Origin of the sequence: Desulfuromonas sp. DDH964 (assembly GCF_001611275.1) — a bacterium.
GTDB lineage: Bacteria > Desulfobacterota > Desulfuromonadia > Desulfuromonadales > DDH964 > DDH964.
This window is the reverse complement of record NZ_CP015080.1, coordinates 81,072-93,004: the sequence shown is the minus strand read 5'-3', so window position 1 is coordinate 93,004 and position 11,933 is coordinate 81,072. Positions and strand designations below refer to the sequence as shown.

The 11,933-nt window shown below is 64.4% G+C and carries 12 protein-coding genes and 1 pseudogene; 10 read left to right on the top strand and 3 right to left on the bottom strand.

Annotation, left to right across the window (positions count from 1 at the left end):
- Window positions 1-213: 213 nt before the first annotated feature.
- The gene (locus DBW_RS00430) at window positions 214-1,266 is read right to left on the bottom strand and encodes a substrate-binding domain-containing protein (protein WP_066729565.1); all 1,053 of its coding nucleotides are present in this window, start codon (window positions 1,264-1,266) and stop codon (window positions 214-216) included.
- A 128-nt stretch (window positions 1,267-1,394) separates the two neighbouring features.
- Between DBW_RS00430 and modA the strand changes: the two genes are divergently transcribed.
- Complete coding sequence (gene modA, locus DBW_RS00425) at window positions 1,395-2,132, top strand: molybdate ABC transporter substrate-binding protein (RefSeq protein WP_066722653.1); 738 nt, start codon at window positions 1,395-1,397, stop codon at window positions 2,130-2,132.
- Between the two features lie 211 nt (window positions 2,133-2,343).
- Window positions 2,344-3,003: a porin gene (locus DBW_RS00420; protein ID WP_066722643.1), complete on the top strand. Its 660-nt coding sequence runs from the start codon at window positions 2,344-2,346 to the stop codon at window positions 3,001-3,003.
- Window positions 3,004-3,015: 12 nt separating this feature from the next.
- Here DBW_RS00420 and DBW_RS00415 read toward each other — a convergent pair.
- Window positions 3,016-4,116, bottom strand: a pseudogene (locus DBW_RS00415) (IS4 family transposase); the annotation flags it as partial.
- A 161-nt stretch (window positions 4,117-4,277) separates the two neighbouring features.
- Here DBW_RS00415 and DBW_RS00410 point away from each other — a divergent pair.
- From DBW_RS00410 to nhaD, 8 genes are all read left to right on the top strand, one after another.
- Complete coding sequence (locus DBW_RS00410; protein WP_157471654.1) at window positions 4,278-4,928, top strand: hypothetical protein; 651 nt, start codon at window positions 4,278-4,280, stop codon at window positions 4,926-4,928.
- 63 nt (window positions 4,929-4,991) lie between these two features.
- Window positions 4,992-5,204: a TOBE domain-containing protein gene (locus DBW_RS00405; RefSeq protein ID WP_066722633.1), complete on the top strand. Its 213-nt coding sequence runs from the start codon at window positions 4,992-4,994 to the stop codon at window positions 5,202-5,204.
- Window positions 5,205-5,308: 104 nt separating this feature from the next.
- The gene (gene modB, locus DBW_RS00400) at window positions 5,309-5,998 is read left to right on the top strand and encodes a molybdate ABC transporter permease subunit (protein ID WP_066722631.1); all 690 of its coding nucleotides are present in this window, start codon (window positions 5,309-5,311) and stop codon (window positions 5,996-5,998) included.
- Window positions 5,995-7,050: a molybdenum ABC transporter ATP-binding protein gene (gene modC / locus DBW_RS00395; protein ID WP_066722628.1), complete on the top strand. Its 1,056-nt coding sequence runs from the start codon at window positions 5,995-5,997 to the stop codon at window positions 7,048-7,050. The genes modB and modC overlap by 4 nt, the downstream gene beginning before the upstream one ends.
- Before the next feature lie 18 nt (window positions 7,051-7,068).
- Window positions 7,069-7,737: a type 1 glutamine amidotransferase gene (locus tag DBW_RS00390; RefSeq protein ID WP_066722625.1), complete on the top strand. Its 669-nt coding sequence runs from the start codon at window positions 7,069-7,071 to the stop codon at window positions 7,735-7,737.
- 219 nt (window positions 7,738-7,956) lie between these two features.
- Window positions 7,957-9,084: a homocitrate synthase gene (nifV, locus tag DBW_RS00385; protein ID WP_066722623.1), complete on the top strand. Its 1,128-nt coding sequence runs from the start codon at window positions 7,957-7,959 to the stop codon at window positions 9,082-9,084.
- A gap of 9 nt (window positions 9,085-9,093) precedes the next feature.
- Window positions 9,094-9,906, top strand: a complete 813-nt coding sequence (locus tag DBW_RS00380) for a GNAT family N-acetyltransferase (RefSeq protein ID WP_066722621.1) — start codon at window positions 9,094-9,096, stop codon at window positions 9,904-9,906.
- A gap of 96 nt (window positions 9,907-10,002) precedes the next feature.
- Window positions 10,003-11,292 carry a sodium:proton antiporter NhaD gene (gene nhaD, locus DBW_RS00375; RefSeq protein WP_066722619.1) on the top strand — a complete coding sequence of 430 codons (1,290 nt, stop codon included), beginning with the start codon at window positions 10,003-10,005 and terminating at the stop codon, window positions 11,290-11,292.
- A gap of 81 nt (window positions 11,293-11,373) precedes the next feature.
- On the opposite strand, the gene DBW_RS00370 is transcribed toward nhaD, so the two are convergent.
- Window positions 11,374-11,757: a DUF302 domain-containing protein gene (locus DBW_RS00370; protein WP_066722617.1), complete on the bottom strand. Its 384-nt coding sequence runs from the start codon at window positions 11,755-11,757 to the stop codon at window positions 11,374-11,376.
- Window positions 11,758-11,933 lie beyond the last annotated feature (176 nt).

Here is an 11,933-nt window from a genome sequence, read left to right as displayed (position 1 = left end):
GGAAATCAGCTCCTTCGCGGCATTGGGAGGGAGGCGGCCTGGTCCGGCAGCGTTGGCGGGGCAGGGAGTCGGGATGATGACGCATTACAGAACTGCAAAAGTCTCGCCATGCTGGCAAGTTATTGAATTTTCTGGCAGAGCCAAGGGCGGGATGGAAGATGGCGTGTTGAACACAGGCATGGTGCCGATTTTTTAGGCAAAGATGGCTTGGCCTCAGGTTGCGAATTCGCCGGTGCGGTGGCTGTCGTAGCCGGGGAGTTCACCCAGCAGGCGGCGGTAAGCCGGAGAGCGAACCACCTCCACCAGGGCGCGGATGCGGGGATCGGCGAGGCTGTCGGCGGCGAGACAGAGATCATAGGCCTCTTCGCGCACACTGAGGAAATTCAGCCCCTCTTCCTCCCCGACCAGTCGCAGGGCGACTCCGGCCTGAGCGAAGCCGCTGCGGATCGCCGTGGCGACGCCGCGATGATCGCGGGCCAGGTGCGCGGGGGCGAGACGGCCGGGACAGAGCTCATCGAGGACCTGACGGGCGCCGGAGCCGGGCTCGCGCCCGATCCAGCGCAGGTCGGCCGCGAGGGCGCCACTGATCGTCCCGACGCCGAGAGCGGGGTCAAGCACCAACCCGGTCTGCCAGTCGGTGATGCGCAGCAGGCGAAACTCGGCGCCGAACCTCTCCCGGGCCGCCGTGCGGTTCCCTTCGCCACCGCCATCCCTGCCGAGATGAAGACCGGCCGCATGCACCAGTCCGGCCGCCAGCAGTTCCAGGGCAGGACGGCTGGCCCGGGGCAGGACCAGCATGCGGAATCCGGTCTGGCGCGCATATTCCGCGGCGAGCAAGCCGACCGCCGGATCGCAGCAGGCGATCACCAGGGTGCGCACCGGGTCGGCGAAGGCCTGGTCGTGGCAGCCCCCGTCCCGCCAGACTCCATCGTGGGGGACGGTCCCCAGGGGACTCGCCTCAACCGGGAAGAGCAGTTGCCGGGAACCGATCAGGGCGCGCCAGTACCGGCACCCCTCCGCCGGCGGTGACCAGGCCCAGGATGCCGCCCCATGCCCGGCCAGGGCGAAGAGATCTTCGACCCGACAGCCGAAGGCCGCAGCCAGGGTAAGCGCCGCGGCGGTAGAGGGGATCAGCCGCCCCGCCTCGATGGCACTGATGCCGGTGCGCGAGAGGCCGGCCCGATCGGCGAGCTCCTGTTGCGACCAGCCCCGCTCTTCGCGCTGCCGGCGGATGGAATTGGCGAGGGTGAAATTTTCCTTTGACATGATCATGACCTTATGACATTATCCTGACTAAGTCAAGGAACGATTCCCGCCAACGACGTCGGTACCTTCCTCCCCGCTACGGCAGCTCCGCCAAGATACCCCCATTCATTCGGGAAAGGAAAGAGATCATGCGCACCCTGCTGCTTGCCCTGGTGGTTTCGCTTCTGCTGGCAACCTTCGCCCAGGCCGCCGAGATCCGGTTGTCGGTCGCGGCGAGCATGACCGATGCGACCCGGGAACTGGTCGCCGCCTATCAACAGGCCGCCCCCGATACGACCCTCCTCCCCAACTTCGCTTCGTCGGGAGCCCTGGCCAAACAGATCGCCCAGGGGGCGCCCGCCGATCTCTTCATTTCCGCCAATCCGAAGTGGATGCAATTCCTGGTCGAGGAGCAGCGCATCCCGGCCGAGGGGGTGCAGACCCTGGCTTTCAATACCCTGGTCTTTGTTGGCCGCAAGGGTCTGGCGGTCACCGAACTGGAGGACCTGGCCAAGCTGCAGAAGATCGCCATCGGCAGCCCCAGGAGTGTCCCGGCGGGACAGTATGCGGAACAGGCGCTGAAGGCCGCTGGACTCTACGAGCAACTGCAGGGGAAATTGGTGATGGCCCAGGATGTGCGCCAGGCCCTGGTCTACGCCGACCGCGGCGAGGTCGATGGCGCCTTCGTCTACAAGACCGACGCGCTGCTGGCCCAGCAGGCGGTCATTCTGCTGGAGGTCCCGCAACCCCTCTACGCCGAGGTGACCTATCCCGTCGGTCTGACGGCCGAAGGGGTCCGCAAGCCGGAGGCGGTTCAATTCTTCGCCTTTCTCCGCTCCGCGGCGGCGGCACGAATCCTGGAAAAATACGGCTTTATTGTAAAGTAGCGACAGCCAGCGGTTTCGTCTCCCGCTGACCCGCAAGGAGGCCCGGACCATGGCCGGGACGACCGGCGGCGGCCGGCGAAACCAGGACGAGGAGGTGCGACAGTGAGGTCGTACCGGGCAACGACGCCCGGCTTTCGATGCTGAAAGCCGGGCGTCGTCATTACCGGACCATGACAGCTGCCCTGGCAGCACTCACAATGAGAATAAAACAATGAAGCGCGGGTTCTTGCCCCTCTGTTTTTTGGTTTCCCTGACCCTGTTTCCCACGCCCCGCACCGAGGCCCGGACCCTGGAGGATATCCTGCGGGAAAAGGGGGTGATCAGCGCCGAAGACTACGCGGAGGCGACCCGGCAGAGCAGCCCGGCCTGGTACCAGCCGGGCAAGGGACTGAGCGTCGCTACCGCCGACGGCGCCTACCGGCTGCAGTTCGGCGGCTGGGCGCAACTGCTCTACAGCTACCGGGATGCGGACCGTGCCAATGGCGAGAATATCAGTGATTTCCGCATCCGGCGCGTCAAGCTGGTGCTGCAGGGGAATCTCTTCGACCAACGGCTCGGTTACAAGTACCAGGCGGACGTGGCGAGCGGCTTTGTCACCGAAGATGTCTTCCTCAACTATGCCTTCGCTGCGCCGCTGGTGGTGCAGGTCGGCCAGTTCAAGCCACCCCAGGCGCGCCAGGAACTGGTTTCGGTGGCGCGGCAGCTCTTCATCGACCGCTCCCTGGCCAACGAAACCTTCAACCTGGGCCGCGATACGGGCCTGCAGATGGCGGGCGCGGTGCACGAAAAACTTGTAGAATATCGCAGTAGTGTCCGGTTAAGAAGTTGCATAGGCTCCGAAGTCCAAGTCAATGATATCGGGAGGCCCTAAGCCTGCGGCCGCATCCTCGGCGGCCTCGTTGCGAATATTGTTGCGAAGCTCACGCACCCTGTTGATGCTGACACGTTCGCCATGCTCTTCGTGGCAGTAGATGGCCAGCAGCAAATAAGTAATCAACCCTGCGAGGATCTGCACCAGCAGGCCGTAGGGACTGCGGGCAATCAGGTGATACACCTTGAGGTGGCGCTTCCACCAGGCGAAGAAGGACTCGATCGTCCAGCGTAGCTTGTAGATCAAGGCAATCTGCTCGGCGGTCAGATCGAAGCGGTCGGTGGCGACCCAATAGGATTTTTGGTCAACCTTGTAGCCGACCACACGCACTTCTCGTTCGGTCTGGTTGACATCTTTGGTGCCGAGCAACACCCTGGCGTCATAGAAAACATGACTGCCGGGGACAACAGGATTGGCGCTCAACTCCGTCTTACGAGAACTGGCTTTGATGCGGCAGACAAAGTGGCGTCCCTGATCCTGCCAGTCGTCAAAGTTTTTGTAACACTGGTAATAGCGGTCATAGACACCTGTCTGACCGGGAGCCACGAGCCGTTCCGCCTGAGGACGCTCGTCGCCCTTGCCGTCGGTTAATGTGACTTTCTGGGGGACACCACGACCGATATCGAACCCCAGGTGAACCTTGGCCTTTTTGGCTCCGTCTCGATAGTCCGCCCAGAGCATGGACAGCGTAGCGTCAATCAGCGAACCATCGACGGCGATCAGATCGCCGAGATCGGAGATGTCTTTGGCGACAGGAATCTTTTGTGAGACCTGTTTCTGCAGGTCTTCGTAAACATGAATCATCTGCTCCAGCCCTCGGGTATTGATCGCCTCAAAGAAGGCGCTTTTCCGGATACCGCCGGGCGGTGCAATATGAGTCGCGGCAAAATCTTCCTGCGTCAGAACCTGAAGCAGATGACGCCCCGAAGAATGCTCTTCGAGGTGATAGTAGGTCAGGATTTTCAACTGATCTTCAAACGTCATCTGCAGTGGCCTGTTGCCTCGGGCCTCAAGAACCGGGGCATGTTCGAGAGCGCCCTTGAACGGGGTAAAAAGTCGGACAATGGAGCGCCTGCTAAGCCGGGTACGGTGGCAGCGAACAAGTAATGACATTTTCGTAAATCCTCATATAAAATAGGTATTTACGAAAATCACCGCGCCGACTTCACGACGATTTGTCAAGCAAAAAATACGCTAACTTGTGAAAATATTTACAATTATCTGCAACTTTGGGTGAATGCAATTTGCTAACCGGACACTACTGAGAATATCGGTTGGGAATATTCAACGGCAATGGCCCCAACACCCGCAACAAGGAGAACCGGATGCTGCTGGCCGGGCGGGTCGACATCAATCCCCTCGGCCCGGTCCCCCTCGATGAAGCCGGCTGGCCCAGCGACCGGCCAATGCTGAACCTCGGCGCCGCCCTCGCCAGGGAAAAGATCGGGGCCAACGATGTCGGCAGCGGCTTTGACAAGGACAACGATGTCATGGATGTCGCCCTCAACCTCGATGGCTTGACTGCGGCCGACTTTACGGCGGCTTACGGCAGCAACCTGACCTGGCTGCTCTGGACCGCCAATCTTGCCGCCAGCTGGCAGGGGGCGAGTTTCGCAGCCGAATACTACGCCCTGACGGCCGACCCGGAGAGCGGAGACGCCTGGGATGCCGATGGCTATTACCTTCAGGCCGGTTACCAGGTGCTGCCGAAGAGACTGGAGTTCGGCGTCCGCTATTCGGCGATCAATTCGACCGCAGCCAACGCCTCGGCAAAATTTGAGAAGAACGAAACCCAGTTCGGCATCAACTACTATTTCGACCGGCACCATCTCAAACTGCAGTCCGACCTCACCTTGGCCAGCGATACGCGAACGACCGGCAAGGACGACACGACGATTCGGCTGCAAGGGCAATATTATTTCTGACAGCTGTCGAATCTGCCTGATTTTAAGGCAGCGACGCACATCAACCCCAGAGAGGAGAGACTTATGAAACTCAGTGCCCGCAATACACTTAAAGGAACCGTCAGCAAAATCACCCTTGGCGCAGTCAATGCAGAGGTAGTCATTACCCTCCCCGGCGGGGATCAGGTCACCTCCATCGTCACCAAGGAGGCGGTGGCTTCCCTGGGGCTCGCCGAAGGAAAGAGTGCCTACGCCATTATCAAGGCATCCAATGTGATGCTCGGCGTCGATCATTAGCCCGTAACGCAAACAAAGGACGCCCGCCCGGCCTCCGCGAAGGGGCCGGGCGAGCCGACGCCGGGAAAATACCCTTGGGAAAGTTTCCGGCCGAAGGAACCTGGATGCTCGAATTCTCCCCGACCGACTGGCAGGCGATCACCCTCTCGGCGCAGGTGGCGGTCACTGCCACCCTCCTCTCGCTCCCTTTCGGCATCACCGCCGCCTACCTGCTGGTCTTCTCCCGGCTGCCGGGAAAGGCCCTCTTCGACGGCCTCGTCAACCTGCCGCTGGTGCTGCCGCCGGTGGTGGTCGGCTACCTGCTGCTGCTGCTGCTCGGCAGCAAAGGGTGGCTCGGCGGACTGCTGGCGGGACTCGGCATCCAGATCATCTTCACCTGGAAGGCGGCGGTGATCGCCTCGATGGTGGTCGGCTTTCCACTGCTGGTACGCTCGATCCGCATCGGCATGGAAGATATCGACCTGCACCTGATCCAGGCCTCACGCACCCTCGGCGCCCACTGGTACGACACCCTCTTTTCGGTGATCCTCCCTCTCGCCGGGCGGGCGATCCTCGCCGGCGCGACGCTGATGTTCGCCCGCAGCCTCGGTGAGTTCGGCGCCACCATCGTCATCGCCGGCAACATTCCCGGCGTGACCCAGACCATCCCGCTCGCCATCTACGACTACACCGCCACCCCCGGCGGCGACCGCATGGCCCTCGGTCTCTGCCTGGTCTCGGTAGTGCTGGCGCTGGCGGTTCTCCTCTGCAACGAGGGGCTGGTGCAGCGCTTTCGCCCCAGGAGCCGGCGATGATCCTCGATTTGGCCCTTCAAAAGCGCCTCGGTGACTTCTCCCTGGCGACCGCCTTTTCGGTGGAGGGGCGCCGCATCGGCCTCTTCGGCCCCTCCGGGAGCGGCAAGTCGACCCTGATGCACCTGATCGCCGGCCTGCAGCGACCGGATCAGGGCTCGATCCGGCTTGATGGCGAGACCCTCTTCGACAGCGGCGCCCGCATCAACCGCCCCCCCGAGAAACGCCGCATCGGCGTCGTCTTCCAGCACGCCCACCTCTTCCCCCATCTCGGCGTGAAGAGCAATCTCCTCTACGGCTACAAGCGCATTCCGCGCGCGGAACGCCGCATCGACCCGAAAAACCTGATCGAGGTCCTCGGCCTCGCCCCCCTGCTCGACCGCGACACCGGCACCCTTTCCGGCGGCGAACGCCAGCGCGTGGCGCTGGCGCGCACCGTCCTCTCCTGCCCGCGGCTGATCCTCCTCGACGAGCCCCTCACCGGCCTCGACGCGGGGCTCAAGTACCAGATCATCCCTTACCTGAGGAAAGTCTTCAGCGAGTTCGCCATTCCCCTTCTCTTCATCAGCCACTCCCTCAACGAGATGCGGCTGATGACCGAGCAGGTGCTCGAGTTCGCCGGCGGCCGCCTGGTCGCACGCAGTTCCGCCGAGGAGCTCGCCCGGCGCCGCATGGGGAGCAGCCCGGTCGGCTACATCAACCTCCTCGAACTGAAGACTCCGCGCCAGCACGACGGCCTCTACAGTTACAACTGGGGTGATCGCGAGCTGATGCTGGCGGCCGGCGGCACCGAGCCGCAAGGGATGTTCGAACTCTCCTCCAAGGACATCACCCTCTTCAAGCGCCACCCGGAGGCGACCAGCGCCCGCAACCTGCTCGCCTGCCGGGTCAAGTCGATCTTTACCGCCGGGGCGCGCACCGGGGTGGAACTCGACTGCGGCGGCCAGACCCTGGTCTCGCAGGTGGTCGCCGAAGCGGTGCGGGATCTCGGTCTCGAGCCGGGGAACGAAATCATCGCCGTGATCAAGGCCTCGGCCTTCCGGCGCCTCTACTGACCTCCTCCGGAGCCTGCCATGATCCTCTTTGTTCAGAACCACGACCGCGTCCCCGCCGCCAACTTCGCCACCTGGCTCGATCAGTGGAAGGTCCCCCACGCCACCTGGCGCCCCGACCGCGACGATCCCCTCCCCGACCTCGCCCCCCTCGCCGGGGTGATCGTCCTCGGCGGCTACATGGGGGTACAGGACCAGGAACGCTTCCCCTTTCTCGGCACGGTGCGCGCGTTCATGGCCGACTTGCTGGCCCGGGAGGTTCCCCAGCTCGGCGTCTGCCTCGGCGGCCAGCTCCTCGCCGCGGTGCTCGGCGGGGAGGTGCGCCCCGCCACCGACGGCGAGCACGGCGTCCGCACCGCCACCCTGACCGCCGCTGGCCGCCGCGACCCCCTCTTCGCCGGGCTCCCCGAGGAGCTGCCGGTCTTCCAATGGCACAACGACTCCTTCTCCGTCCCCTCCGGGGCGAACCACCTCGCCACTTCTGTGGACTGCGCCGGCCAGGCGATCCGCCACGGCAACGCCTGGGGGGTGCAGTTCCATCCCGAGGTCAACGGCGAAGTGGTCGCCGCCTGGTGCCAGCAGACCGGGGCCGCTGCCGAGGTGGCGGAGAGCTTCCGCCGCCGCGAAGCGGAATTGGCGACGAGCGCCCGGCGCCTGCTGCGCAACTTTATCGACCTCACCGGCCGCTGACCGGGAATTGGTCACTGCTGCCGCGATTTGCGGCAAGAGTGGTGCGAAACGGGGGCCAGCGCCCCGATTTTCGGGCTTTTCCCTTGGCACGGCTTGTGCTGATAAGGAGGAGGAAGCAAAATTATCCGCCGACAGCGTCGCCGGCACCCCAACAGGCAAAGTCGCCCCGGAACCTGAAACAGGTTCCGGGGCTTTTCGTTTTTCGCTGGGAGGTTGACCATGAACGCAGCCCTGAACCGGCCGATCATCATCGACGACACCACCCTGCGCGACGGCGAACAGACCGCCGGCGTCGCCTTCACCCTGACCGAAAAGAAAGAGATCGCCCGCCGCCTCGACGCCATCGGCGTCGGCGAGCTCGAGTGCGGCATCCCGGCGATGGGGCGGGAGGAGCAGGCATCGATCCGCGCCCTGGTCGAGATGGGCCTCTCCGCCCGGCTGATCACCTGGAACCGGGCGGTGATAGCCGACATCGAGGTCTCGCTGGCGACGGGGGTCGAGGCGGTCGACATCTCCCTCTCGGTCTCCGACATCCATATCGAGCACAAGCTCGGCAAGAGCCGCGACTGGGTCAAGGAGCAGCTCAAGGTAGCGCTCGGCTTTGCCAAGGGGCATGGCCTCTACGTTTCGGTCGGCGGTGAAGACGCGAGCCGCGCCGACCTCGACTTCCTGGTCGAGTTGCTCGCCATCGCCGAAGCCGAAGGGGCCGACCGCTTCCGCTTCTGCGATACCCTCGGCATCCTCGACCCCTTCGCCACCTTTGACAAGGTCCGCTTCCTCGCCGACCGTACCCGTCTCGATCTCGAGGTTCACACCCACAACGACCTCGGCATGGCGACCGCCAACGCCATCGCCGGCCTGCGCGCCGGCGCCCGCTTCGTCAACACAACCGTCAACGGCCTCGGCGAGCGCGCCGGCAACGCCGCCCTCGAAGAGGTGGTGATGGCCCTCAAGCATGCCTGCGGCATCGACCCGGGGATCGACACCCGCGGCTTCGTCGAGCTCTCCCGCTACGTCGGCCAGGCGAGCAGCCGGCCGGTGCCGGACTGGAAGGCGGTGGTCGGCGAGAAGGTCTTTCACCACGAATCGGGGATGCATGCCGACGGCGTCCTGAAAAATCCCCTCAACTACGAAGGCTACAACCCGGCCGAAGTCGGCCTCGAGCGCAGCCTCATCCTCGGCAAGCATTCGGGTCGGCACGGCCTCAGCGAGCGCCTGGCGCTCCTCGGCATCAACGCCGCCGACCACAACCTCGAGAGCCTGCTTAGCCGGGTGCGCCGCCTCTCCGAACGCCAGAAACGCCCCTTGAGCGACGCCGATCTGCGCCACCTCTGCCGGGCGGCCTGAGGACGCGACATGGAGTTCGCGACACCGACTGTCTGCGAGTGGCCCTGTTTTCGCGCCTGGGCCGCCGCCGAGAACTGGCGCGTGCCGCTGCGCGAGGAACAGCTCTTCCAGGACCAGTGGTGGCCCCACTTTTTCGTCCTGCGCCTCGCCGGCCGCCCCCTCGGCTTCGTCTCTGCCGTTGCCTACCAAGAGAGCGGCTGGATCGGCAACCTGCTGGTCGCCCCGGAGAGCCGCGGGCGCGGTTTTGGCGCCGCCCTCTTTGACTTCGCGGTCGAGCGCCTGAACCTGGCCCGGGTGAAGCGGATCTGGCTGACCGCCTCCGGCGCCGGCCTCCCCCTCTACCAGCGGCGCGGCTTTCTCCCTTGCGACCGCGTCGAGCGTTGGCAGGGGCCGGGGCAGGGGCTGGGCGGTGGTCTGCCGACGCCACCGGAGCTGCTGGAGAAGCTGATCGCCCTCGATTGGCGCTGCTGGGGAGAAGACCGCTCGCCCTTGATCACCGCCCTGGCGATGCCGGCAATGATCCTGCAGCAGGGGGAGAGCCTCGCCCTGCTGCAACCCGATCCGAATGCCTGGCAGCTCGGCCCCTGGCTCTCCCCGGGCCGCTGTCCGCGGGAGAACCGGCTGCTCCTGCTGCAGGCGCTGGAGCGCACCCCCGCCGAGCGGCCGCTGGTCATCGATCTGCTGCGCTCGAGCGGCATGGGCCCGCTGCTGCGCAGCGCCGGCTTTGTCCTTTCCGGCAACAACGAGCTGATGTCCTGGGGCGCAATGCCGCCGGCCCGGGAAGGGGTGATCGCCCTGGCGAGTCTGGGGAGCATCGGCTAGGAACCTATTGACAAAATCTGCGCAAAGGTGTGAAGTTCGAGCGGCTCTTTTCTTGCGGTTCTGCCCAGAACCGGTTCCCGCTCGAGGACGTCGCCCATGACCATCCTGCTCATCGTCATCTTCCTGCTCGCCTATACCGCTATCGCCCTGGAACACCCCTTAAGGATCAACAAGACCGCCAGCGCCCTGCTCGCCGCCGGGCTGCTCTGGACCGTCTACTCGCTGCTGACCGGCGACCACGCCCATGTCGGCAGCAGGCTCTCCGAGTCGCTGGCCAGCACCGCCCAGATCATCTTCTTTCTGCTCGGGGCGATGACGATCGTCGAGGTGGTCGATGCCCATAACGGCTTCGAGGTCATCACCTCGCGCATCAAGACCACAAGGCTCAGCTCGCTCCTCTGGCTGACCGGCTTCGTCACCTTCTTCCTCAGCGCCACCCTTGACAACCTCACCACCACCATCGTCATGGTCTCGCTGATGCGCAAGCTGCTGCAGCGCCAGGAAGACCGGCTCTTTTTCGCCGGCATCATCGTCATCGCCGCCAACGCCGGCGGCGCCTGGTCGCCGATCGGCGACGTCACCACCACCATGCTCTGGATCGGCGGCCAGATCTCCACCCTCTCGATCATGCGCGGGGTGCTGCTCCCCTCCCTCGCCAACCTCATCGTCCCCCTCGCCATCACTGCCTGGGTGCTGCGCTCCCGCGCGGTGGTTCCGGTGGCCGACGTCCCTTCCGGCAACGGGAACAGCACCACGGCGCTGGAGCGGAACCTGATGTTCTGTTGCGGTATCGGCTGCCTGGTCGCGGTGCCGGTCTTCAAGGCCGCCACCCACCTCCCCCCCTTCATGGGGATCACCTTCGGCCTCGGTTTCCTCTGGCTGGTCGGCGAGCTGCTGCACCGCAACAAGAAGGAGGAAGAGAAACAGCACCTGACTCTGGTCCATGCCCTGACCCATATCGACATGGCCTCGATCCTCTTCTTCTTCGGCATCCTGCTGGCGGTCGCCACCCTCGAACACGCCATGATCCTCGAGCACCTCGCCGGCTGGCTCGACCAGACCGTCGGGCGCCAGGATCTCATCGTCGGCATCATCGGCCTGGTCAGCTCCATCGTCGACAACGTGCCGCTGGTCGCCGCTTCGATGGGAATGTACGACCTCGCCAACTTCCCGATGGACAGCTTTCTCTGGGAGTTCATGGCCTACTGCGCCGGGACCGGCGGCTCGATCCTGATCATCGGCTCGGCGGCCGGGGTGGCGGCGATGGGGATGGAGAAGATTCACTTTTTCTGGTACGTGAAGAAGATCAGCGGTCTCGCCCTGATCGGCTATCTCGCCGGGGCGGCGGTCTATATTCTCCAGTACCGGCTGCTGCACGGCGGCTAGGTTTAGCAGGCCCCCAAAAGCAAACGCCCCGCCCGGGACAACCGGTGCGGGGCATTTGCTTTTGGGGGCGGGAGTGACGTGTTACTTCGCCTGGTCGACCATAAGGATCGTCTTCGCCTCGACCTCGGCGGCGACGGCGGCCAGGGCCGGGTCCTGCGACAGGGCGGCGAGCATCTGCGCCGGCCGGATCAGGCCGAGCCGGGCCTTGCCCTGATCGGTGTAGACCGAGATCCGGCAGGGGAGCGCCATATTCAAGCGCATGTCGGCGCCCAGAACCTTGACCGCCTGCTGCGGATTGCAGACCTCGAAAATCCGGCACTGCTCCTGGAAATCGAGTCCCTTGCTGCGCAGCTTCTCCCCCAGGTCATGAATGTGCAGGACGCTGAACCCATTGCGGGTCACCGCGGCCTCGAGGTCGGTCGCCGCCTGCTCGAACGATTTTGCGGTCTCGACGATGTAGTACATGGCTCCCCTTTCTCTGGACGGTTTGAACAACTCTGAATTCCCTGGCGGGGATCCATCGCCGCCATTATACCACCTATGGGGAAAGGTTCCGGCGCCTGGGCCGGGGCACTGTTGTTTATTCCTGGCGGCTGGGTAAGCTTGATAGAGGAGACATTGATCTGGCCGACCCGCTGCAA

Bases quoted from the DNA above. Each gene is read 5' to 3' on its own strand.
- DBW_RS00430 (WP_066729565.1), bottom strand. From the start codon at position 1,266: ATGTCAAAGGAAAATTTCACCCTCGCCAATTCCATCCGCCGGCAGCGC.
- modA (WP_066722653.1), top strand. From the start codon at position 1,395: ATGCGCACCCTGCTGCTTGCCCTGGTGGTTTCGCTTCTGCTGGCAACC.
- DBW_RS00420 (WP_066722643.1), top strand. From the start codon at position 2,344: ATGAAGCGCGGGTTCTTGCCCCTCTGTTTTTTGGTTTCCCTGACCCTG.
- DBW_RS00405 (WP_066722633.1), top strand. From the start codon at position 4,992: ATGAAACTCAGTGCCCGCAATACACTTAAAGGAACCGTCAGCAAAATC.
- modB (WP_066722631.1), top strand. From the start codon at position 5,309: ATGCTCGAATTCTCCCCGACCGACTGGCAGGCGATCACCCTCTCGGCG.
- modC (WP_066722628.1), top strand. From the start codon at position 5,995: ATGATCCTCGATTTGGCCCTTCAAAAGCGCCTCGGTGACTTCTCCCTG.
- DBW_RS00390 (WP_066722625.1), top strand. From the start codon at position 7,069: ATGATCCTCTTTGTTCAGAACCACGACCGCGTCCCCGCCGCCAACTTC.
- nifV (WP_066722623.1), top strand. From the start codon at position 7,957: ATGAACGCAGCCCTGAACCGGCCGATCATCATCGACGACACCACCCTG.
- DBW_RS00380 (WP_066722621.1), top strand. From the start codon at position 9,094: ATGGAGTTCGCGACACCGACTGTCTGCGAGTGGCCCTGTTTTCGCGCC.
- nhaD (WP_066722619.1), top strand. From the start codon at position 10,003: ATGACCATCCTGCTCATCGTCATCTTCCTGCTCGCCTATACCGCTATC.
- DBW_RS00370 (WP_066722617.1), bottom strand. From the start codon at position 11,757: ATGTACTACATCGTCGAGACCGCAAAATCGTTCGAGCAGGCGGCGACC.